The following is a 21,069-nucleotide window of genomic DNA, read 5'->3' on the forward strand; positions in this document are numbered from 1 at the left end:
TATCAAGGCCCCTAGGCGGCCAACAACATGCCAGCGATGGACTTGGCCTCCTTCGCGGAGGCCGCCGTATGAGACATCGCCGCAACGACGATTGCCCCTTCTTTCAGGATAAGCAATTGTCGCGCCAAATTCCGGGCGTCGGGTAGCTGCGCCTGTAGGACCAGCTCTTCGAGGTGATCGGCAAGCAAAAGCTTATGGGCATATGCTTGAGCGTTGATGGCATGATCACGGTCTTGAAATTCTGCACTTGCCTTGATGAACATGCATCCCTGAAAATTGTCTTCGAGGAACCATTCCTCCAAGGCATCGAACATCGACAGCAATTGCCCTTTAGGCGTGTCCGCCAGCTCTTCCATGCGCCGATATAGCCAGTTCCGAAAGTTTTCGTCCCTTAGACGCAACACCGCGAGGATAAGCTCCTCCTTGGTCCGGAAGTGTTTGTAGATCGAGGTTTTCGAGACTCCGGTTTCCTTGGCGACCAAATCCATTCCAGTGGCGTGAAATCCGTTTCGATAGAACAGCAGCAATGATTTTCGAATCAACTCTGCGCGTTTACTCTGGCTCATATCGCCCTCTACATTAACTGATCTGTTAATATTTTAACTCGCCCGATCAGTCAAGAAAATCAATTATAATATCATGTTAACTCGTGGCAGCAGGAAAAATGTCCATGTCGTGATCATGTGCATCAAATTTTGGGCTTGCAAACAGTTACCGATCTGTACACCTTAAAGACACATTTACTGAACTGTTAACCCTGGAGATCACCATGAAAACGCTGACCTCCGCACAACCGCCGCGCTTGGAAGGCTGCGCCGCTGCCCTGACCAACGTCCGAATAATCACAAGCCATGTGGCCGACACCGATCCCGTTGTCGCCGCGTCGCGGAGCGCTGACTGATCCCCCCAATCTCGCGTTTCGCTACTGCCTCCAACCGGCCCGGTTCCCCATGCTTGCCGGTTGGAGGCCCCTACCCCGAAAGGACTACGAGATGACCGCCCTGTCGCGCCCTCCTGTTCCGCCCTTCACGTTGCAAAGCGCAACTCTAAAGGTGCGCGCCGCCGAAAATGCGTGGAACACCCGCGACCCTGACGTTGTGACACCCGCCTATTCTGAGCAAAGCGAATGGAGAAACCGCGCCGAATTCATCCAAGGCCACGCTCAGATCAATGCCTTCCTGTCACGCAAATGGCAGCGGGAACACGACTACCGGCTGATCAAATCGCTTTGGACATTCGCCGATAACCGCATCGCCGTGCGCTTTGCTTATGAATGGCATGACGATACCGGCCATTGGTTCCGGTCGCTGGGCAACGAGAACTGGCAGTTCGGCGAAGACGGTCGAATGTGCCGCCGGATCGCTTCGATCAACGATCTACAAATCAAAACGCAGGATCGGTTGTTCCATTGGCCGCTTGGCCCCCGCCCCGCTGACCATCCCGAACTAGAAACCCTAGGATTTTAGGAGGCCACTATGGCTTACGCATTTGCCGACATCGCATTCACGCCGTCTGTCCGTGATCAGCAGGACAAACACGGCGCGGGCAACTATGCCAGATTCTTGTCTGATGAACGCGTCGGTGGAGGTGAACTGGGCGAACGCGAGCGCAATTTCATTGAGAAAAGCGACGGCTTCTATCAGGCGACAGTCTCTGAGACCGGCTGGCCTTATGTTCAATTCCGCGGCGGCCCTGCGGGCTTCTTGCAAGTCCTTGGAACCAATACGATTACTTACGCGGATCTACGCGGAAACCGTCAGTATATCAGCCTTGGGAACCTGACTGAAGACAACCGAATATCGCTCATCATCATGGATTACGCACGGGCGGAGCGTTTGAAAATTTGGGGGCGCGTGGACGTGATCGAACCTTCGTCAGCTGCATGGTCGACTTTACCGAAAGGCACCGAACACCTGATCCAGATCACTGTCGAGGCAATCGACTGGAATTGCCCTAGCCACATCCCGCGCCGTTTGACAGTCGAACAAGTCGGCGAAGAGCTCATCACGCTGCGCGCGGAGAACCTACGCCTCCGCGCCGGCCTCACCGAAAGTCAGGCGCGGCCACCCAAGTCGTCTTGAACCCAAGCCGCCGTAAGGCAGCGTTTTCCCAACCCGTCTAAATGAAAGAAATTGACTATGAGAAATGAAGTAATCAGCACGATCTCTGCGGCACTTCTAACCGGAACTGCGTTGCTCCCCTTAACCCTACCGCAGAAGGCATCCGCCGCCGAAAGCCCCTTTTCCGTGAAACTGGACAAGATGGAAATCGACGGATTGAACATTGCCTACCGAGAGGCAGGCAACCCCGACAACCCGACTGTGTTGTTGCTGCACGGTTTTCCGACCTCGTCGCATATGTTCCGGGAACTGATCCCTGAACTGGCGCAAGACTATCACGTCATCGCACCCGACTACCCAGGTTTCGGAGCCTCGGACATGCCGGACGCCGCAAGCTACGATTACAGCTTTGCCAACGCAGCAGACATCGTCACCAAGCTGATCGACGGCAAAGGCGTCGATGACTACTCGGTCTACGTGATGGACTATGGCGCACCCGTTGGCTACCGCATGTTTGCCGAACAACCCGAGCGGGTCACAGGTTTCATCATCCAAAACGGCAACGCCTATGATGAAGGTCTGCGTGAATTCTGGGATCCGATCAAAGCCTACTGGGCCGACGCATCACCAGAAAACGGCGACGCGTTGCGCGCGTTTCTAACAATGGACGCTACCGTCTGGCAATTTACCCACGGCGTTGGCGATGTCTCCAAAGTAAGTCCCGACAACTACTGGCATGTGCAATACCTGCTGGACCGTCCGGGCAATCAGGAAGTCCAGCTAGAGATGTTTCTTGATTACGGTACCAACGTGGATGAATACGCCAGATGGCAGAGCCTGTTCCGCGAGCATCAACCACCAGCATTGATTGTCTGGGGCAAGAACGACCACATATTCCCTGCTGACGGTGCACATCCCTACCTAAGGGACTTGGATGACGTTGAGTTTCACCTATTGGACACTGGCCATTTCGCCTTGGAAGAATATGGCGAGGTTATTGCGGCTGAAATGCGCGACTTCCTTGGACGTACGACCAAATGACCCTAGGCGTGTCCGGGAGCGTCTGGACACGCCACGCCGACGCTAAGAAACCAGATAGGCCGGTTGAATGGTCCCTGCACGGACCGCTTCGATCTGGGTGAGGATATCGCTGACCGGAAGCTGAGTGACAGTCTGGAGCGCCGCCTTGTAGGGTGGCAGGTTCGTACACTCTAGCAACAGGTGTTTATGATGGGGCCGCTGCTTGAGGCCGATAAACTCCGAGAGTTCTTGGATCACGCGGTTGGTATCAAGTTGGCTCAGGTTTTCGGTGATGACCTTTCGCAAATGCATCTCTGCGGGTAGCCCAACGACACCGGTGGCATAGTCCGCGTATTGCCCGAAGTGGAGTTTGTTCAGTCGCGCCGCATCAAAAGTCAGAATCAGAATTTCGTCCGGTTTGTAGGTCTCGCTGAGGTGACTCAATGAAGTTAGTGCTGAGCTGATAAACGGCTTGTCAGTTTGCTTGTCTAGATGGGCCTGCCAGTACGACAGGAAGCCGCACGAGGTCACGACCACCTGCCCGTTTGCTTGTTTTAGTGCCGCCTCAAACGGCGCTATATCAACTTGGTTCGGGCGGTCGCTGACGATCCTTTCAACAGTCGCATTTTTGACCGACAGAATCTGAAGCTCCTCAAGATAGGTGTCCGGACAGGCCACATCGCCCGGCACTCTTGGAAAGGCGGTGTCGAGTTGCAGAACAGTAACTGCGGGGTTCATAGCGTCTACTGGCGAATGTTTTCAGGCAGCCATGTCGCCAGCCCGGGGAAGGCGACCAGAATAACAACCATCAACAGCATCAGCCCAACCATCGGGATAGCTGTTTTGGAGATATATCCGATCTCGTGCCGCGTCATGCCTTGCAACACAAACAGGTTGAACCCGATGGGTGGGGTCACTTGTGCCATCTCGACCACAACGACGATGAAGATACCGAACCAGATCACGTCGATGCCCGCTTGGCGGATCATCGGCTCAACGATTGCCATGGTCAGAACCACAGACGAAATGCCGTCAAGGAACATGCCAAGCACGATGTAGAACAGCGTCAGTGCTGCGATCAACACGATTGGTGACAGCTTCATACCGTCGATCCAGCCAGCGAGCGCCCGAGGCAGCCCCGTGAAACCCATGGACAGGGACAAGAACGCGGCCCCCATCAAGATCAACGCGATCATCGCCGACGTGCGGGTTGCCCCCATAAGGCTTTCGAAAAACGCCTCGGTCGTGAGAGACTTTTGGAACGCGGCTAGGGTGAGCGACCCAAGGACGCCAACGGCGGCGGCCTCGGTTGCAGTGGCCCAACCGAAATACATCGACCCGATGACCGCAAACACCAGTAACAGCACCGGGATCAGGAACCGGCTTTCGGCGATCATCTCACCAAAACTCATTGAAGGCTCTGGTGGCGGGCGCTCATTGGGGCGCAGATAGTGCCAGCAGACGATGTACGACATGAACAACGCAGCAAGGACAAGGCCCGGAAATATTCCTGCCATGAACAGCTTGATGATGCTTTCATTGATCGAAACGCCATAAACGATAAGGGTGAGCGAAGGCGGGATCATCAACCCCAAGGTCGCAGCACCTGCGAGCGTGCCGACGATCATATACTCGGGGTAGCCGCGCTTTCGCAGCTCTGGGATCGACATCTTGCCAACAGTTGTGAGCGTCGCGGCAGACGAGCCGGATACCGCCGCAAAGATGGTGCAGCCCGCAATGTTGGTATGCAGCAAACCGCCCGGCAACCAACGCATCCACGGCGCAAGGCCACGGAACATGTCTTGCGATAGACGCGTTCGATACAGGATTTCCCCCATCCAGATAAACAGCGGAAGTGCCGTAAGGGTCCAACTGCTGGCACCCGTCCAGATCGTCGTGATCATCGCGTCACCGGCTGGACGCGTGGTGAACAATTCCATCCCCACCCATGCGACGCCCATCAGGGCAAGACCAATCCAGATGGACGAGCCCAGCAACGTAAACAGAACAAACAGGAAAACGATTGTGGCGTATGCTTCAGTCATTCGACAGCCTCCGACACGATGGGATTCACGCCGGTCACCAGCATTCGGAAAAGCGTATCCCACAGTGCGACCGCCAACAGAACCGTACCGATGGACATCGACAATTGAGGTATCCAAACGGGCGTATAGACCAGAGCGTCACCGCTTTCAGACAGAGCTTGTCCCCAGTCACCAAATGCGCGGCCCGGAAGGCTAAAGAGCGTTACGACCCATTCTGGAATCTGATCTTGTCCTTGTGTGCGGTCATTCAGCATCTCGGAAAAGATGTTTGCCTTGATTGCATAGCGCGCGAAATAAGTGGCTATGACTGCCGCACCAAAGACGGCGAAAACATCGAGCCACCGCTTCAGGAAACGTGTGGAATTGAGAACAATCGAGACGCGGATATGCGCGCCGCGTGTTAATGCGTGGCTAAGTGCGAAGAACGACGTTGCAGCCATGGCATAGCCTGCAAATTCGGTTGTGCCCGGCAAAGCGAAACCTGTCCACCGAGCAATCATTTGCGCCACGATCAGGACGAGGATTGTGACCATGAACACCGCCGCAATAGCTCCGCTAGCAAAATACACGCGATCAAGCACACGCCACACAGGACGCAGCACTCGTTCCAATCGCGGGCCGTAAATCAGGCACAAAGCGGCAATTACGCTGGGGACGACGAACAGCCAGACCCACAGCGGCAAGCCCAAGACAGGCGACCATTCACGCATAAATCGTTCCTTTGGAATTGGGCCAGCCATTGTTGGGCAGGCTGGCCCTTAAACAACGCTTAATTTGCGTTGTAAGCGTCTAGGATCGCTTGACCGTCGGAACCAGCCGTTGCCAGCCATTCAGCAGTCATCTTTGCGCCAATTGCTTCGAGCTCAGCCAGAAACTCTGGTCCAGCATCTTCGACTTTCATGCCGTTCTTGGCGAGTTCTTCAAAGTAGAAGTTGGCAAGGTCCGCCGACTTCGCAGCACAGCTTGCGCCAGTTTCATCCGCGGCACGTTGAATTGCTGTTTGTGTGTCGACATCAAGGCCGTCCCAAACTTGCGTATTCACCATAACATAGTTGCGCGGCAGCCATGCGTTCACTTTGTAGTAGTGGCTGAGATGCTCCCAAACCTTACGGTCGTAGCCGGTCGAGCCGGACGAAATGAATGCCGACGCAACGCCTGTCGCCAAAGCTTGGCTGAGTTCGGCCGCTTCAATCTGGACAGGGATCATCCCAAGCTCTTCCGCGAAGGTCGCCGTTGCCGAGTTGTAGGACCGGAACTTGATGCCCTGCGTATCAGCCGAGGACTTAACTTCTTTGTTGAAGTAGAAGCCCTGCCCCGGCCATGGACATGTATAGAGCGCAACGAGGTTCAGATCCGCCAACTGCGCGTTCACTGTATCGCGCGCGGCCTGCCAAAGTCGCTCGTTGTCCTCATAGGTTGTGGCAATAAACGGCAGGTTGTCCCAGCCCAGAAGTGGGGCCTCGTTCGCATGCGCGGACATAAAACGCTCGCCAATCGGGACTTGCCCTGTTTGGACCGCACGTTTGATGTCGCCACCATTAAACAGCGAACCGCCCGCGTGGACGGTGATATCAATTGCGCCATCGGTATATTCGCGCACCTTGTCCGCAAAGATCACGCCTTGCTCCGAATGGAAGTTGGTGGCGGCATAGGCCATAGGCATGTCCCACGCTTGTGCATGTCCATCAGCAGCGGCGGCGGTCGCGATCATCGCAACACCAATTGCCGTGCAGGTTGTGTTTAGAAAAGTCGTCATAAGTGTCCTCCCAGACTGCCACATTCAGTGGTCAACGTATTTTTTTGGATCAAATGGCGCCAAATCAATGTTCGGTTTTTTTCCGTCGATCAAATCCGCGATGATCCGACCTGTTTTTGGTCCACCTGTCAAGCCAACGTGCTGATGCCCAAACGCGCTGTAGCTGCGCCCGTCGGGATCATTGGCCCCTATCAGGGGCAAACTATCGGCAGGTGCGGGCCGGTGCCCCATCCATTCTACGATGTCGTCATATCGCAAGTCCGGCAGTAAATGCTCGATCTGCCGACGCAGCAACTCAAACGGTCCGCGACTTGGCCCCTTCTCAAGCCCGCCAAATTCGATAACGCCGGCAGCCCGTAGGCGACCATCCATCGGCGTCAGAACAAACTTACCACTTGCAACCATCATCGGGTTCTTCGGCATAGGCGATGCGTTGATCAGTTCGATGTGATAGCCGCGTTCGCTCTCGAAGGGGACTGTGACGCCCAGCTTGTGCGCGATCGCTTTCGACCAAGGCCCCATCGCAAAGACAATGTGATCGGCGTGCATATCCCCATCGGTGGTTTTCAGCGCTGTGATGGCGGCCCTTTCCATCTCGATATCCGTGATCTCGGCGATCTGTAGCTTGCCACCTTGGTCGACAAAATGATCTGCAAGCGCCTGCACATATTTTCCGGGGTCAGAAATACGCCCATGATTTCGACATCGCACTACCGTTTCGAATACCGTGCCAAATGCAGGATCTTCTTTGCTATATGTAAGCCCATCGACGACATCAAACGCGCACCCGGCGGCTTTGCGTTTTTGCCAACTATAAGCGTCCGCTTCAAACGTGGCCTTGGTTGCGTAGCCAAAACAATAATCCTCGGCCCCGATATACTTTTCGGCCGACGTCCCGCGAGCCAGTGCGCGATGTTGATCAACCGTGTCGTGCAAAAGCTGCGACATCGCCCTGGAGTAACGATCGACATGGGCATCAGTGGCATGACCCAGATATCGCAACAAAAAGGGTACGAGTTTCGGCAGATACGACCATTTCAAAAACAACGGTGCATCGCGGCTGAGCAACATACCGGGTGCACGACCAAGCAATCCCGGAGTTGTGACCGGAACAACCGCCCCAGCGGCCAGCACACCCGCGTTGCCATGACTTGTACCGCTGGCTGGCCCTGCGCGATCAACGATCGTGACATCATGCCCCGCCCGTTGCAGCCAGATCGCGCAGGAAACACCGACGATCCCCGCGCCTGCCACTATGATCCGCATGTTGGTCCCCTTTTCATTTCAGGTGAACAGTTGTTGTCACACTTCTGCAAGAGGCTTGCCGGAGGTAGGCCAATCATATTCAGAAAAGAATATCAGGACTGAAGGATACGCTTTGAGTGCGCCTCCTGATACTAAAGAAAAAGACCATGTGGTCGAAAGTTCAACGATAGGTCTACAAGCATGCCAAGAAACGGCTACTACTCCGGCCCCGTGAGTGATCACTTCGACGGCGCGCGGTTCCACTCCCCCGGCCAACGGTCACCCGACCGTTCGCTGCGCGACCTTCTGCGATGGCAACGCGAAGGGGTTCGGGCGAAAGCACGCTGGCCTAAAAATGTTCCTATAACACCGACAACACCACCCCCGCACAGCAAATTGCCCCGCCTGACGATGGTCGGGCATGCATCGGTGTTGATCCAAGTTGCAGGGCTGAATTTGTTGACCGACCCTGTGTGGTCCGATCGCGCAAGCCCGCTGAGTTTCTTGGGCCCCAAGCGCGTGACCGCACCCGGAATTGACTTTGACAAGCTGCCGCAAATCGACGCGGTTCTGCTCAGCCACAACCACTATGACCACCTCGATGTCGCAACACTTCGCCGCCTAGAGGCCAAACATAACCCGTTAATGGTGATGCCGCTTGGCACCGATGCGACGGTCCGCAAAGGCGTAAAGACCGCGCGGATCGCGTGCGCCGACTGGAATGACCGAGTTGCGCTATCGCCTGACGTGTCAGTCAGTTTGACCCCAGCGAACCACTGGTCGTCTCGTGGCTTCCAAGATCGGCGGATGGCGCTTTGGAGCGGTTTTTGGATCCACAGCCCGCCCGCGCAAATCTGGTTTGCTGGCGACACGGGTTACGGAGATGGCAGGATATTCCACGACATCCGCCGTCGCCATGGTGCGCCGGAAATCGCATTGATCCCTATCGGGGCCTATGAACCCCGCTGGTTCATGTCCGACCAGCACGTCGCGCCAGAGGAGTCGGTACGCATCTTTAACGATGTTGGCGCGCAGCAAGCACTCGGGTTTCACTGGGGTACCTTCCAGTTGACAGATGAGGCGCGCGAGGCTCCGAAAGACCTCCTGCGCACGTCCGTCGCCGCAGCCGGAATCGCGCCGGACCGGTTTACAGCTTTCGGCCCGGGCGACGTACACGCTGAGGAGTAGTCCAGAACGACATCCACGCCGATACCACGGCGTCAGGCTCTCACTTGAAAACCCTTCGAGATATGCTTGCGCACAAAAAATATAAGAGCGACCCCCGGTACCAACGAAATCACGGTCATCGCCATGACCAACCCTATATCCGTCGTGAACCCGAAGAGAGCCTGAATGGCCATCGTGATTGGCTTGCCTCCGGTGGACGTCAATATCCGCGCGAACACGACTTCGACCCAAGAGAAAACGAAACAAAAGAAGCAGGCGACACCAATCCCGGGGGCGATGGCCGGCATCAAAAATCTCACAAAAAACCCAGCACGTGAATGCCCATCCAAGAAGGCAGATTCATCGAATTCTCGCGGGATTGCCGAAATGAAACTGGTCAATATCCAGATCGCGATTGGAACATTGAACAAGCAATGTATCAACGCGATCCCAACCGGAGAATTGAGCAAGTTTAGCCGCGCGAAGAGCAGAAAAACTAGAAGCGAGAGGACTACAGGCGGCGTAATCCGGAACGTAAGCAGCAAGAGCATAAGATGCCGGTCGCCCACGAACGAATGCCTTGAAAGCGCATAAGCCGCGGGGAGTGCAACAGACAGCGTCAACACCACGTTCAGCGACACGTAGATCAGCGAGTTACCTAGCGACGCCACCAAATCAGGATCGGCAAAGATGTTGCGATAGTTCACGAGAGTTAGTTGGCCTCTCGCCAGATCATCATGCGGCAGCGTCGAAACAAAACTGACCATGATCGTTTGCACCAAAGGCCCCAGAATAAACACAACGAGCAAAGCCAGGCCGACACATCGAAATAGAGTCCGGCCGATGCTGGTTTTATGACGCGCCGTAATGCTCATAGCCCATTTTCCTTGGCTGTGTCATTGCGCCGTAAGGAGAGCTGAAAAAGCCAAGCAATGAACAGAACAAGCAGGAAATACAGCGCTGAACGCGCCGCTGCTGGACCGTAATCAAAGGCACTGATCTGCTCACCTAGTTCAAGTGACAAGAAGGATGTTGCGTTATTTGGTCCGCCGGCATTGATGGCGAATGCCTCGGTGTAGATCATCAGACTATCCATGACGCGCAACAATAGCGCCATCATCATAACCCCGCGTAGCTTTGGTAGTTGGATGTATCGAAAAGTGCTCCAGCGCGTGGCACCATCAATAGCTGCTGCTTGCATGTATGGGGCCGGAATGCTCGATAATCCTGAATAGGCAAGAATGGCGACGAGCCCGATCCAGTGCCACGTATCAATTATCAGTAGAAAAGCCCAAGTGTGGATCGCGTTGAATTTATAATCGAAAGACCAATCCATCCACGTAAGAAACTGCCCAAGAAAGCCGAGATCCTGACTGAGCAAGTTGAGCCAGATTATCGGAATCATGTTCCATGGCACGACGAGGGGCACGGCCATTACCATCAAAAAGAAACTGCTTGTGTTTGTGCCCTTTGGCAAAAGAAGAGCGATACCAATGCCAAGTGGGAACTGGATCAGCACGACGAGCGTAGTGAACAAGACGCTCCGAGCCAAAGCGCGATATAAGTCAGGCGAACCCACCAGATCCTGATACCATTCGGCCCCAACCCAAAACCGGTCTTGTAAGGTGAAAATATCAAAAAACGAGTAATTGAGCACCGCGATCAGCGGGACAACACCCAGAACGGCAAGCAACAAACCCGCCGGTAACACCAGGAGCCATGCACCGTTATAGTGATTTCGCATGTGTGTCCGTTCTTTCCTGCTCGCAAATCGGCCGATCTGTTATTCACGGACGACTGGTTCAGCACCCTAGCCTGATTTAGATCGGCAGCACAGCAGGCGATCTTGGCAACTATGCCAAGTTCAACAGCGCACCGCGTTAGATCCCCACCGCAGTCGGTATCCCAGTATGAACCTAAATACGGCGATTTTGAATGGACCGTGAAAGCGGTTTGGTCGACAGGCGATACACTTACCAATGATGCCCAATTTGCGGACAGCCGCACGAAAAAAGGGCGGTATTGCTACCGCCCTGAAGTACGCTCCGTCTTAGGGCGTCAGGAAGAATTTGTAAGGTGGTGCGGGTGCCCAACGGCATCCCGCACCTTAGAGGTGACCCGGATTAGTTCCAGGACTTGATCAACTCATCATATGCGATGGTCTTAGGGGCCTCATCTTCGTCCGCGAGCTTCGCAAAGGGTGCACCCGGTTGGGAGAACCAATGCTCGGCGCTCATTTCCTCGTTGAGCACTGGACCCAAAGCACCTTGAACGCCTGCGCGTTCTAGGCGGGAGAGCACTTTTTCCTGATCCGCGCAAAGCGCATCAAGTGCTTCCTGTGGTGTTTTAGAACCGGACATAGCGTCGCCGATATTCTGCCACCACAGTTGGGCCAACTTAGGATAGTCTGGTACGTTGGTACCTGTTGGTGACCACTGCACACGCGCAGGCGAACGGTAGAATTCTACCAGACCGCCCAAACGAGGTGCACGCTCGGTGAAGTGCTCAGAGTCGATCGTAGACTCGCGAATGAAGGTCAGACCAACATCGGACTTCTTGAGATCAACAGTCTTAGACACAACGAATTGCGCATAAAGCCAAGCTGCCTGAGCACGATCCACCGGAGTGGACTCCATCAGTGTCCAAGAACCGGCATCCTGATAACCAACTTTCTGGCCTTCTTTCCAGTAAACCCCGTGAGGCGAAGGTGCCATACGCCACTTCGGCGTGCCATCTTCGTTCATCACAGGCAGGCCCGGCTCAACCGTCGCCGCTGTGAAGGCGGTGTACCAGAACATCTGCTGTGCAACGTTACCCTGAGCAGGAATAGGCCCTGCTTCACCGAACGTCATACCGGCAGCTGCTGGTGGCGAGTACTTTTCAAGCCACTCGATCGCTTTGGTCACAGCATAAACTGCTGCCGGCGCGTTTGTAGCACCCCCACGAGCGACACAAGAGCCAGTTGGCTGGGAGTTTTCGTTAACGCGAATACCCCATTCGTCAACAGGCAGGCCGTTTGGCTCGCCGACGTCTCCCATGCCAGCCATGGACATCCACGCGTCGGTATAACGCCAGCCAAGGCTCGGGTCTTTCTTACCGTAGTCCATGTTACCAAAGACTTCGCCTTCCACGCCCATGCGTGAAAGATCACGACCGGTGAAGAATTCAGCAATGTCTTCGTACGCTGACCAATTGACCGGAACACCAAGCTCATAACCGTATTTCTCTAGGAAGTCGGCTTTGTTTTGCTCGTCGTTGAACCAATCATACCGGAACCAGTACAAGTTCGCGAACTGCTGCGTTGGCAATTGATAGAGCTTGCCATCGGGGCCAGTCGTGAATTCGGTACCGATGAAATCTTCGACATCCAGTGTCGGTAGCGTCACAGCCGCACCTTCACCCGTCATCCAATCCGTCAGGTTCCGAACCTGCTTATAGCGCCAATGGGTCCCGATCAGGTCACTGTCGTTGACGTAAGCATCATAGATGTTTTCGCCAGACTGCATTTGTGTTTGCAGCTTTTCGACAACGTCGCCTTCACCGATCAGATCGTGTGTAACTTTGATACCGGTGATGGCCTCAAAGGCCGGGGCCAAAACTGTGCTTTCGTACTCATGCGTCGCGATTGTCTCAGAGACAACTTTGATTTCCATCCCTTGGTACGGAGCGGCTGCATCGACAAAGAACTGCATCTCGGCTTCTTGATCAGCGCGCGACAAAGTTGAGACGTCTCCGATCTCACTGTCGAGGAATGACTTGGCGGCGTTCATGTCGGCAAATGCCGGCCCCCCGATCAACCCAAGTGCCAGCACCACAGCGGTGCTTGATTTCAGCGAATAACTCATAATTTCCTCCCTTTATTGGAAATTTTTCGATCTAGCGGCCAAGAACTCGCTTGGTCCTGAACTGGCCACCCTCCCCGCGTTATACCCAACGGAAAACCGCAGCGGCATAGAGCAGGCAGACTATGAGCGCGAACGGTTGGTTCGCACCTATCACTCCAAGCCAGGCCAAATTGATAAAAGCCGAACCCAGAAGTGTGATAAAAAGACGATCTCCTCGCGTCGTCTCAATTCTCAAGACCCCCATGCGCGGAGCCTCGGGAAACTTGATTGCCAGAACAGTGAACACCGTCAGAGTACTGGCAATGATTATAAAGAATATGGCGGTGGGCCACGTCCAAGCCATCCATTCCATGTTAAATTCCCTCCTAAATGCGCGCTTACACACGGCCTAGGGCGAAGCCCTTGGCGATGTAGTTGCGGACAAAATAGATTACCAAAGCACCCGGAACGATCGTCAGCACACCGGCCGCAGCCAGCACACCCCAGTCGATCCCAGCAGCACCCTGCGTTCGAGTCATGATTGCCGAAATCGGCTTCGCGTCAACAGTCGTCAGCGTACGGCTGAGCAGAAGCTCAACCCATGAGAACATGAAGCAGAAGAATGCTGCGACGCCGATGCCCGAGGCGATCAAGGGCGTGAAAATCTTCACGAAGAACCGCCCAAAGCTATAGCCGTCGATATAGGCTGTTTCGTCAATTTCCTTCGGCACACCTCGCATGAAACCTTCCAAAATCCAGACGGCCAGCGGGACGTTGAACAAGCAGTGTGCCAATGCGACAGCGATATGCGTGTCGAACAGGCCAACCGACGAATAGAGCTGGAAAAACGGCAACGCGAACACAGCAGGCGGTGCCATACGGTTTGTCAGCAACCAGAAAAATAGATGGTTATCCCCCATAAACCGATATCGACTAAAGGCATACGCCGCTGGCAAAGCCACAGCCAAGCTAATTGCCGTGTTCATGGTCACGTAAATGATCGAATTGATATACCCCGTGTACCAAGATGGATCCGTCAGGATCGTGGCGTAATTCGCAAGCGTAAAATCATGCGGCCACAGCGTGAACTCATTGAGAATTTCGGTGTTGGTCTTCAAGCTCATGGTGAGCAGCCAGTAGATAGGCAGCAGCAAGAACAGCAGATACAAGGTCATAACGATCACCGACCCTTTGACCTTGAGACGCTTTTTGGGCGAAGAGGCGGTCAAGCTACCGGGCATAGCGTTAGTGGTTGCGTCGCTCATGGCTTAACCCTCCTTCTTTTCGAGATTTGTCATCACAGTGTAGAACACCCAAGAGATGATCAAAATTACGAGGTAGTACATAATCGAGAATGCCGCTGCGGGTCCGAGGTCGAATTGACCCAGCGCCATTTTGACAAGGTCGATCGACAGCAATGTTGTGGCATTGCCGGGGCCGCCACCTGTCACGACGAACGGCTCTGTGTAGATCATAAAGCTGTCCATAAAGCGGAGCAGAATAGCGATCATCAGAACCCCCATCATTTTGGGCAGTTCAATATATCGAAAGATGGCCCATCGGGACGCTTGGTCGATTTTGGCCGCTTGGTAGTAGGCATCAGGGATTGACTTGAGCCCCGCGAACGCAAGCAGCGCCACGAGAGAGGTCCAGTGCCAAACATCCATCACAATGATCGTAACCCAAGCCGCGAAGATGTCTTGCGTGTAGTTGTAAGAAATACCCAATGCATCAAGCGTATAACCCAGCAGGCCAATATCGACGCGACCAAATATCTGCCAAATAGTGCCCACGACGTTCCACGGGATAAGCAACGGCAACGACATCATGACCAAACAAAAACTCGACCAGAAGCCGCTTTTTGGCATGTTGAGCGCGACGAAGATACCAAGCGGTATCTGTATGGTCAGGATGATCGCAGAAAATAACAACTGACGGCCCAGAGCATCCCACATTCTCTCGGAATGCAGCATCTCTTCAAACCATTCGAGGCCAACCCAAAAGAATTGGTTGTTCCCGAACGTGTCCTGAACCGAATAGTTGACCACCGTCATCAACGGGATGACCGCCGAGAACGCAACGAGCACAATAACCGGTAGAACCAAAAACCATGCCTTATGATTAAGTGTTTTATCCATTAGGCAGCCTTTCCTTCGGTACGCCAATCATTAACGTAGACGTTCACGTGATCTTGGTCGAAGCTGATGCGGTTCATATCAGGAGAAATACCCTGCCCTTCCGGCGCGAGAATATTTATCTCCTCGCCAAAAAGCTCTGCGCGGACGATCTTGTGACGCCCAACATCCTCAACACGGCGAATGTTCACCGGCAGTCCTTCGCCCTTGGTCAAAGAAACAAATTCGGGCCGGATACCAAGCTCGACTTTGCCATCCAATTTGCCAAAGTGCTTGGCCAATTGGACAGACGTGCCGTGTACCTCCGCAGTTGTGCCATTCACCTTCGCAGGGATGACATTCATGCCCGGGGATCCGATAAAATATCCAACGAAGGTGTGTTCAGGACGCTCAAATAGCTCTTGTGGAGTTCCGATTTGCACGACCCGACCATCATACATCACAACCACCTTATCCGCGAAGGTCAGCGCTTCGGTTTGGTCATGTGTCACATAAATCATGGTATGCCCAAATTCATGATGCAGCGATTTCAACTGAGTGCGCAGCTCCCACTTCATATGAGGGTCAATCACGGTCAGCGGCTCATCAAATAGCAATGCATTGACGTCTTCACGCACCATCCCGCGGCCAAGGCTGATTTTTTGTTTCGCATCCGCCGTGAGGCCGCGTGCGCGGTTATCCAGTTCGGCCTCCATACCGATCATGGCACCAATTTCCTGCACGCGCTTGGCGATGTACTCAGGACTCGCCCCTCGGTTTTTCAATGGAAAAGCAAGATTATCGCGGACTGTCATTGTATCGTAGACGACAGGGAACTGGAAAACTTGAGCGATATTGCGGTCAGCGGTTGAAGCGTGTGTTACGTCGACGTCTCCAAACAAAATCCGACCTTGGCTTGGATGCACAAGTCCTGAAATGATATTCAAAAGGGTAGACTTACCGCAGCCGGACGACCCCAACAGCGCATAAGCCTCACCATCGGTCCAGACGTGGTTCAGCTCTTTTAAAGCGAAATCGTCTTCGGATTCAGGCTTCGCGAGATACGAGTGCGCAAGGTTATCAAGTGTAATTTTTGCCATGCCCCCTCTCCTTTATGCCGCTACGGCGTAGGAGGCCGGAGCCACCAGTTCGCCTGTTTCACTGAAAATATAGATGTGCGCAGGATTGATATGGACGGGCAGCGCCGAGCCTAACTCAATGGAATGGACACCGTGAATAAGTCCGACCCATTTGTCGCCGTGGTGGTCCAAGTGAACAAATGTTTCCGATCCAGTAAGCTCTGTCACCACGAGACGCGTATCAAACATCAAATCGTCATCGCCCCCTTTGGTTATTTCAACATGGTTTGGACGGAATCCAGCCAGATAACGGCCATCTGCAAGCGACGCTAGTTTTCCCTTCGCGTCAGCGCTTTGGCCGCCTCCAAAGGTTAGTTTGGAGCCACTTTTTGTCACCTGCAAAAAGTTCATGGGCGGGTCGCTAAAGACCCGCGCAGTTGTCGCATCAACAGGTTGTCGGTACACTTTCGGAGTCAGGTCAAACTGTGTGATACGACCTTCCCACAAAGCTGCGGTGTTGCCGCCCAACAAGAGCGCTTCCTCCGGCTCGGTTGTCGCGTAAACAAACACGGCACCGGACTCTTCGAAAATCTTGGGGATCTCAACCCGCATTTCCTCGCGCAGTTTATAGTCGAGATTTGCAAGCGGCTCATCAAGCAGCACAAGTCCCGCATTCTTCACCAAAGCGCGCGCAAGCGCACAGCGTTGCTGTTGCCCGCCCGACAATTCCAACGGTTTGCGATCCAGCATCGGGGATAGTTGCATAAGATCCGCGGCTTGCTTGACGGCCTTGTCGATCTCAGCTGCTGACTTCTTCATCAGGCGCAAGGGAGACGCGATGTTGTCGTATACTGTCATTGATGGGTAGTTGATGAATTGCTGATAAACCATCGCTACCTTGCGGTCTTGAACGCGTTGACCGGTGACGTCTTTGCCCTCCCAGAAAACGCGGCCGTCCGTCGGTACATCAAGCCCGGCCATGAGGCGCATAAGCGACGTCTTACCTGATTGTGTTGGTCCAAGCAGGACGTTCATCGTCCCCCCCTCAAGCGTTAAATTCGTCGGATGAATATGGACCTTACCGTCCACCGACTTGGAAACATTCTTAAATTCAAGCGTCATCGTGCCCCCTACTCAGCTGCGGCAGTTGCTGCAGTTGCCGTATTATTTTTCATCCAAGCGTCTAGAACGCTAATCTCATTTTTTGTCATCCGGAGACCTAGCTTCGATCGTCTCCAGACGACGTCATCAGCCTCTACTGCGTATTCTTTTTCGATCAACCACAAGACTTCCCGCTCGGTCAGGTTTGATCCAAAATGTTGGCCCAGGTCCTGTAAAGACTTTGCTCTGGACATGACCTCGCGTGCTTCTTTTCCGTAGGCTCGAACAAGACGTTTCGCCCAAGCTTGATCCAAAAATGGAAACTCTTCTGACAGTTGTGCAATCAATTCAGCGACACCATCAACAGGAAAATCGCCACCTGGCAGTGCCACCCCAGCGGTCCAAGGGCCCGACACTTCTGGGAAAAATTCTGAGATGTCCTTCATCGCACTTTCAGCAAGACAGCGATAGGTTGTAATTTTACCGCCAAAGATGTTCAACGCCGGGGCTCCGCGGCTTTGGTCAACCTTGAGTACATAATCACGCGTGGCCGACGACGCACTACTTGCACCATCGTCATAGAGCGGGCGTACCCCTGAATATGTCCAAACGATATCCCCATCTGTGATTGGTTCTGATAAATAGCGGTTGATAAAATCCAGAAGATAAGCTTGCTCTTCCGGTGTACACTCGGGCTTTGTGCTCGCGCCACTATGCTCGACATCAGTCGTCCCGATAAGCGTAAAATCGTTTTCGTAAGGGATTGCGAACGCAATGCGGCCGTCCGTCCCTTGAAAGACATAGCACTTGTCATGCTCGAATAGACGCTTGGTCACGATGTGACTTCCACGTACAAGGCGTACCCCGCCCTGATAGTTACTTTTCAACGTGCCCCGAAGCACGTCGCCGACCCAAGGCCCTGCCGCATTCACAATCACCTTTGCCGTGACGGTCGACGTTTGGCCGGTTTGGCGACCATGCAGCTGAACTGTCCAAATCCCGTCTGCGCAATCCGCAATCACGACCTTATGACGCGGCAAAATCGTGGCACCTCTGGCCTCAGCATCACGTGCGTTCAGCACAACAAGCCGCGAGTCTTCAACCCAACAATCAGAATACTCGTAGGCTTTCTCAAATTTGTCGACAAGCGGCCTACCTTCTGGAGCACTCCGCAAATCCAAACGACTGGTACCTGGCAAGATGTCTCGTCCGCCAAGGTTGTCGTAAAGGAAAAGCCCCAAGCGAATGAGCCATGCAGGCCGCCGCCCCTTCATCCAAGGCATAGTGATGTTGAGGATTTTCGAAGCGGGCGTGGAGAGGTCAAAGCGCATATCCGCGTGGTAGGGCAACACAAATCGCATCGGCCAAGCGATATGCGGCATTGCCTTTAGTAAGGTCTCTCGCTCGATCAACGCTTCACGAACCAAGCGAAATTCAAAGTACTCCAGATACCGCAATCCACCGTGAAAGAGTTTCGTAGAGGACGCAGATGTCGCCGAGCCAATATCATTCATTTCGGCCAAGCAAACTGACAGTCCGCGACCACTTGCGTCACGCGCTATGCCGCAGCCATTGATTCCTCCACCGATGACCAGCAGATCGTAATCCGGTTCCATGAAATCCTCCCACACAGGCTCCATCCTGCGCCTGATGAAGCTGACAACAAACGAGCGCAAAGGAAAGTAATAAATGTTCGTTTACGCTCGCTTTAATTTAAACACCTGAATCTATTCAGATTTTAAATCACCACTCCAGCGCTATTTACATGTTTCGATCCCGTGACCTGAGGCATCGCGGGCATTTTGTGACCGATTTCGTGACTCTTTTTGGATTCGCGCTTAAAGAACCAAAACGGATTAGGGAGAGACTTCGGTATGGTTCAAACGCTGCGTAAGCCAGAGATTATCAATATGGCCCGACGCGAAGGGGTGGTTACCGTCGACAGCCTTGTAGACCATTTTGGCGTGTCACCTCAGACCATCAGAAGAGATCTTACAGAGCTTGCTGACGCCGGACAACTCGAACGGGTCCATGGCGGCGCCATTCTACCCTCAACAACTGTAAACATCGGGTACAGTGAGCGTCGCGAACTGAACCAAGCCAAAAAAGTCGATATAGCGCGACTTTGCGCAAAGCAGATTCCAAATGATTGTTCAGTTTTTCTGAATATCGGGACCACAACGGAGGCTGTCGCCATAGAGCTGCTTCGACACCAAGGGTTGCTGGTTGTCACGAACAACATGAACATTGCCAATATTCTTTCTGCAAATACAGAAGTCGAAGTCATTGTGACCGGAGGTAACCTTCGCCGATCTGACGGCGGTCTAGTGGGCGACTTTGCAAAGGCTACGATCCAGCAATTACGGTTCGACTATGCGGTAATCGGCTGCTCCGCTCTGCGTGAAGATGGCGACATTCTAGACTTTGATGTTCAAGAGGTTGGCGTCAGCAAGACAATTATCCACCAAAGCGAGAAGGTGTTGCTAGCGTCAGATAGCTCGAAATTCGAGCGCAAAGCCCCTGCTCGAATTGCATCGATGGCTGACGTAGACGTGTTTATCACTGATCGCGGGCTGCCCGATATCTGTGCTGAGTTCTGCCGCACGGTAAATACAGAAGTACTATTTGCTTAAAGACCAATTCAATCATCAAAAGCGGAAGGGCAGATGCGCCTTAGTGCCTGCCGCAGATGACGAAGTTCAACGACTACGCAATGGTGACGTCTACCTGAAAAGCGTGTTGCCTTGATTACGGGCGACGCGCTACATTCAACGGCGCAATGCCAGCACCCTGAATGGCATTTCAAATACGATGCCGGCGCTGAAATGGCTGTAACCTCGCGCAGAAGTCTGTTGGAAACCGCATCTGAAAAAAATAGCACCACGTTGGGTAGCCATTTTGCGTTGCCCTCTTTAGGCCGCGTTACTGCGGAAAATGGGGTGTTCCGCTGGAAGCATTAGAACCGCGACGCATGGGCACTGCCGCCTTATCAGCTTGATCAAAGATAACCCACTCTTCACGCCGGAAGACTAGCAGTAGGGCGCCGACTAGTCGCAGCTTCAATCCACATCCACAATTTGATGGACCTCAATCACATTTCCGTCCGGATCATAGAAAAACACCTGATGCCATCCTTTCACAGCATTGCTGCCCCAGTCCGAATAAGGCACGCCTTGGGCGTCCAAATGCGCCATGAACGCCTCGATATCATCTGTGCGATATGCGATATGCCCGCGGTCCAGCGGATTCACCACCTGCCCCGAACGGAACGAATTTAAGACGTCGCGAGGAGTCAGGTGCATCTGAATATCGCCATCGGTCACGAAAGAGACGTCGCCCACCAACCCTTTCTCCTGGTTCAGAGGGGGGAGTGCCGACGGGTCTTCATCTCCAAGCGTAAGCACATCACGATAGAAGCGATCCATTTCGGGTACATTGGTCGAGCATAGATTGATATGGTGCAATTTTAGCTTCATGGCGACAGCGTGACCCAGAGTCAAAGTGCACGCAAGTCGCCATCTTAGCGTGGTGGTAGCGCTGCTATTGTCGATGCAAACCGTGGTGGCCAGTATACGATACAGCGTTGTCCGCGTTACCCTGCCCGAGCAAGTGCCGGACTGCGCGAAGGTTGACCAGTTCGCGTCAACATTACTGAACT

The 21,069-nt window shown here is 53.8% G+C and carries 22 protein-coding genes; 6 read left to right on the forward strand and 16 right to left on the reverse strand.

Going from position 1 to position 21,069, the window contains the following annotated elements; all coding sequences use genetic code 11:
* Positions 1-11 precede the first annotated feature (11 nt).
* Positions 12-566: a TetR/AcrR family transcriptional regulator gene (locus BCF46_RS01505; protein ID WP_121021032.1), complete on the reverse strand. Its 555-nt coding sequence runs from the start codon at positions 564-566 to the stop codon at positions 12-14.
* Between the two features lie 203 nt (positions 567-769).
* On the opposite strand from BCF46_RS01505, the gene BCF46_RS20050 reads away from it, so the two are divergent.
* The 4 genes from BCF46_RS20050 (at position 770) to BCF46_RS01520 (ending at position 3,101) form a co-directional block, all read left to right on the forward strand.
* A complete protein-coding gene (locus BCF46_RS20050; RefSeq protein WP_281272077.1) occupies positions 770-901 on the forward strand; it encodes a hypothetical protein in 132 nt (43 codons plus the stop codon).
* 91 nt (positions 902-992) lie between these two features.
* Positions 993-1,466: a nuclear transport factor 2 family protein gene (locus tag BCF46_RS01510; RefSeq protein ID WP_121021034.1), complete on the forward strand. Its 474-nt coding sequence runs from the start codon at positions 993-995 to the stop codon at positions 1,464-1,466.
* Between the two features lie 9 nt (positions 1,467-1,475).
* Positions 1,476-2,081: a pyridoxamine 5'-phosphate oxidase family protein gene (locus BCF46_RS01515; protein WP_121021036.1), complete on the forward strand. Its 606-nt coding sequence runs from the start codon at positions 1,476-1,478 to the stop codon at positions 2,079-2,081.
* Between the two features lie 57 nt (positions 2,082-2,138).
* A complete protein-coding gene (locus BCF46_RS01520; RefSeq protein ID WP_121021038.1) occupies positions 2,139-3,101 on the forward strand; it encodes an alpha/beta fold hydrolase in 963 nt (320 codons plus the stop codon).
* A 42-nt stretch (positions 3,102-3,143) separates the two neighbouring features.
* Here the strand turns inward: BCF46_RS01520 and BCF46_RS01525 are convergent, their stop codons facing one another.
* The 5 genes from BCF46_RS01525 to BCF46_RS01545 form a co-directional block, all read right to left on the reverse strand.
* Positions 3,144-3,818, reverse strand: a complete 675-nt coding sequence (locus BCF46_RS01525; protein ID WP_121021040.1) for an aspartate/glutamate racemase family protein — start codon at positions 3,816-3,818, stop codon at positions 3,144-3,146.
* A 5-nt stretch (positions 3,819-3,823) separates the two neighbouring features.
* Entirely contained in the window at positions 3,824-5,125 is a 1,302-nt protein-coding gene (locus tag BCF46_RS01530; protein ID WP_121021042.1) for a TRAP transporter large permease, read from the reverse strand.
* A complete protein-coding gene (locus BCF46_RS01535; RefSeq protein WP_121021044.1) occupies positions 5,122-5,835 on the reverse strand; it encodes a TRAP transporter small permease in 714 nt (237 codons plus the stop codon). Before BCF46_RS01535 ends, BCF46_RS01530 begins: the two co-directional genes overlap by 4 nt.
* 59 nt (positions 5,836-5,894) lie before the next feature.
* Positions 5,895-6,836 (reverse strand): TRAP transporter substrate-binding protein, encoded by a 942-nt coding sequence (locus BCF46_RS01540; protein WP_121022229.1) that lies wholly within the window; start codon positions 6,834-6,836, stop codon positions 5,895-5,897.
* A gap of 69 nt (positions 6,837-6,905) precedes the next feature.
* On the reverse strand, positions 6,906-8,147 hold the full coding sequence (locus BCF46_RS01545) for an NAD(P)/FAD-dependent oxidoreductase (protein WP_121021046.1): 1,242 nt from the start codon (positions 8,145-8,147) through the stop codon (positions 6,906-6,908).
* Between the two features lie 180 nt (positions 8,148-8,327).
* On the opposite strand from BCF46_RS01545, the gene BCF46_RS01550 reads away from it, so the two are divergent.
* On the forward strand, positions 8,328-9,314 hold the full coding sequence (locus BCF46_RS01550) for an MBL fold metallo-hydrolase (RefSeq protein ID WP_121021048.1): 987 nt from the start codon (positions 8,328-8,330) through the stop codon (positions 9,312-9,314).
* A gap of 32 nt (positions 9,315-9,346) precedes the next feature.
* Here the strand turns inward: BCF46_RS01550 and BCF46_RS01555 are convergent, their stop codons facing one another.
* From BCF46_RS01555 to glpD, 9 genes are all read right to left on the reverse strand, one after another.
* Positions 9,347-10,168 carry a carbohydrate ABC transporter permease gene (locus BCF46_RS01555; protein WP_121021050.1) on the reverse strand — a complete coding sequence of 274 codons (822 nt, stop codon included), beginning with the start codon at positions 10,166-10,168 and terminating at the stop codon, positions 9,347-9,349.
* Positions 10,165-11,037, reverse strand: coding sequence for a carbohydrate ABC transporter permease (locus BCF46_RS01560; RefSeq protein ID WP_121021052.1), 873 nt, complete (start codon positions 11,035-11,037; stop codon positions 10,165-10,167). The genes BCF46_RS01555 and BCF46_RS01560 overlap by 4 nt, the downstream gene beginning before the upstream one ends.
* A gap of 379 nt (positions 11,038-11,416) precedes the next feature.
* Entirely contained in the window at positions 11,417-13,138 is a 1,722-nt protein-coding gene (locus BCF46_RS01565) for an ABC transporter substrate-binding protein (RefSeq protein ID WP_121021054.1), read from the reverse strand.
* 79 nt (positions 13,139-13,217) lie between these two features.
* A complete protein-coding gene (locus BCF46_RS01570) occupies positions 13,218-13,490 on the reverse strand; it encodes a DUF2160 domain-containing protein (protein WP_121021056.1) in 273 nt (90 codons plus the stop codon).
* Between the two features lie 25 nt (positions 13,491-13,515).
* On the reverse strand, positions 13,516-14,358 hold the full coding sequence (locus BCF46_RS01575; protein ID WP_425454405.1) for a carbohydrate ABC transporter permease: 843 nt from the start codon (positions 14,356-14,358) through the stop codon (positions 13,516-13,518).
* A gap of 27 nt (positions 14,359-14,385) precedes the next feature.
* Positions 14,386-15,255, reverse strand: coding sequence for a carbohydrate ABC transporter permease (locus BCF46_RS01580; RefSeq protein ID WP_121021060.1), 870 nt, complete (start codon positions 15,253-15,255; stop codon positions 14,386-14,388).
* The gene (locus BCF46_RS01585) at positions 15,255-16,331 is read right to left on the reverse strand and encodes an ABC transporter ATP-binding protein (RefSeq protein ID WP_121021062.1); all 1,077 of its coding nucleotides are present in this window, start codon (positions 16,329-16,331) and stop codon (positions 15,255-15,257) included. Before BCF46_RS01585 ends, BCF46_RS01580 begins: the two co-directional genes overlap by 1 nt.
* 12 nt (positions 16,332-16,343) lie before the next feature.
* Positions 16,344-17,432, reverse strand: a complete 1,089-nt coding sequence (locus BCF46_RS01590) for an ABC transporter ATP-binding protein (RefSeq protein ID WP_121021064.1) — start codon at positions 17,430-17,432, stop codon at positions 16,344-16,346.
* 8 nt (positions 17,433-17,440) lie between these two features.
* A complete protein-coding gene (glpD, locus tag BCF46_RS01595) occupies positions 17,441-19,027 on the reverse strand; it encodes a glycerol-3-phosphate dehydrogenase (RefSeq protein WP_121022231.1) in 1,587 nt (528 codons plus the stop codon).
* A 258-nt stretch (positions 19,028-19,285) separates the two neighbouring features.
* Between glpD and BCF46_RS01600 the strand changes: the two genes are divergently transcribed.
* Complete coding sequence (locus tag BCF46_RS01600) at positions 19,286-20,044, forward strand: DeoR/GlpR family DNA-binding transcription regulator (RefSeq protein WP_121021066.1); 759 nt, start codon at positions 19,286-19,288, stop codon at positions 20,042-20,044.
* Positions 20,045-20,470: 426 nt separating this feature from the next.
* On the opposite strand, the gene BCF46_RS01605 is transcribed toward BCF46_RS01600, so the two are convergent.
* Entirely contained in the window at positions 20,471-20,887 is a 417-nt protein-coding gene (locus BCF46_RS01605) for a VOC family protein (protein ID WP_121021068.1), read from the reverse strand.
* Between the last annotated feature and the right edge of the window lie 182 nt (positions 20,888-21,069).

Origin of the sequence: Litoreibacter meonggei, from assembly GCF_003663885.1 — a bacterium.
GTDB lineage: Bacteria > Pseudomonadota > Alphaproteobacteria > Rhodobacterales > Rhodobacteraceae > Litoreibacter > Litoreibacter meonggei.

What these genes read in the sequence shown, in the direction of transcription:
- BCF46_RS01555 (WP_121021050.1), bottom strand. Translation starts at nt 10,168, where the DNA reads ATGAGCATTACGGCGCGTCATAAAACCAGCATCGGCCGGACTCTATTT.
- BCF46_RS01570 (WP_121021056.1), bottom strand. Translation starts at nt 13,490, where the DNA reads ATGGAATGGATGGCTTGGACGTGGCCCACCGCCATATTCTTTATAATC.
- BCF46_RS01590 (WP_121021064.1), bottom strand. Translation starts at nt 17,432, where the DNA reads ATGACGCTTGAATTTAAGAATGTTTCCAAGTCGGTGGACGGTAAGGTC.
- BCF46_RS01585 (WP_121021062.1), bottom strand. Translation starts at nt 16,331, where the DNA reads ATGGCAAAAATTACACTTGATAACCTTGCGCACTCGTATCTCGCGAAG.
- BCF46_RS01505 (WP_121021032.1), bottom strand. Translation starts at nt 566, where the DNA reads ATGAGCCAGAGTAAACGCGCAGAGTTGATTCGAAAATCATTGCTGCTG.
- BCF46_RS01530 (WP_121021042.1), bottom strand. Translation starts at nt 5,125, where the DNA reads ATGACTGAAGCATACGCCACAATCGTTTTCCTGTTTGTTCTGTTTACG.
- BCF46_RS01560 (WP_121021052.1), bottom strand. Translation starts at nt 11,037, where the DNA reads ATGCGAAATCACTATAACGGTGCATGGCTCCTGGTGTTACCGGCGGGT.
- BCF46_RS01545 (WP_121021046.1), bottom strand. Translation starts at nt 8,147, where the DNA reads ATGCGGATCATAGTGGCAGGCGCGGGGATCGTCGGTGTTTCCTGCGCG.
- BCF46_RS20050 (WP_281272077.1), top strand. Translation starts at nt 770, where the DNA reads ATGAAAACGCTGACCTCCGCACAACCGCCGCGCTTGGAAGGCTGCGCC.
- BCF46_RS01605 (WP_121021068.1), bottom strand. Translation starts at nt 20,887, where the DNA reads ATGAAGCTAAAATTGCACCATATCAATCTATGCTCGACCAATGTACCC.
- BCF46_RS01510 (WP_121021034.1), top strand. Translation starts at nt 993, where the DNA reads ATGACCGCCCTGTCGCGCCCTCCTGTTCCGCCCTTCACGTTGCAAAGC.
- BCF46_RS01520 (WP_121021038.1), top strand. Translation starts at nt 2,139, where the DNA reads ATGAGAAATGAAGTAATCAGCACGATCTCTGCGGCACTTCTAACCGGA.
- BCF46_RS01540 (WP_121022229.1), bottom strand. Translation starts at nt 6,836, where the DNA reads ATGATCGCGACCGCCGCCGCTGCTGATGGACATGCACAAGCGTGGGAC.
- BCF46_RS01565 (WP_121021054.1), bottom strand. Translation starts at nt 13,138, where the DNA reads ATGAGTTATTCGCTGAAATCAAGCACCGCTGTGGTGCTGGCACTTGGG.
- BCF46_RS01575 (WP_425454405.1), bottom strand. Translation starts at nt 14,358, where the DNA reads ATGCCCGGTAGCTTGACCGCCTCTTCGCCCAAAAAGCGTCTCAAGGTC.
- BCF46_RS01525 (WP_121021040.1), bottom strand. Translation starts at nt 3,818, where the DNA reads ATGAACCCCGCAGTTACTGTTCTGCAACTCGACACCGCCTTTCCAAGA.
- BCF46_RS01515 (WP_121021036.1), top strand. Translation starts at nt 1,476, where the DNA reads ATGGCTTACGCATTTGCCGACATCGCATTCACGCCGTCTGTCCGTGAT.
- glpD (WP_121022231.1), bottom strand. Translation starts at nt 19,027, where the DNA reads ATGGAACCGGATTACGATCTGCTGGTCATCGGTGGAGGAATCAATGGC.
- BCF46_RS01580 (WP_121021060.1), bottom strand. Translation starts at nt 15,255, where the DNA reads ATGGATAAAACACTTAATCATAAGGCATGGTTTTTGGTTCTACCGGTT.
- BCF46_RS01550 (WP_121021048.1), top strand. Translation starts at nt 8,328, where the DNA reads ATGCCAAGAAACGGCTACTACTCCGGCCCCGTGAGTGATCACTTCGAC.
- BCF46_RS01535 (WP_121021044.1), bottom strand. Translation starts at nt 5,835, where the DNA reads ATGCGTGAATGGTCGCCTGTCTTGGGCTTGCCGCTGTGGGTCTGGCTG.
- BCF46_RS01600 (WP_121021066.1), top strand. Translation starts at nt 19,286, where the DNA reads ATGGTTCAAACGCTGCGTAAGCCAGAGATTATCAATATGGCCCGACGC.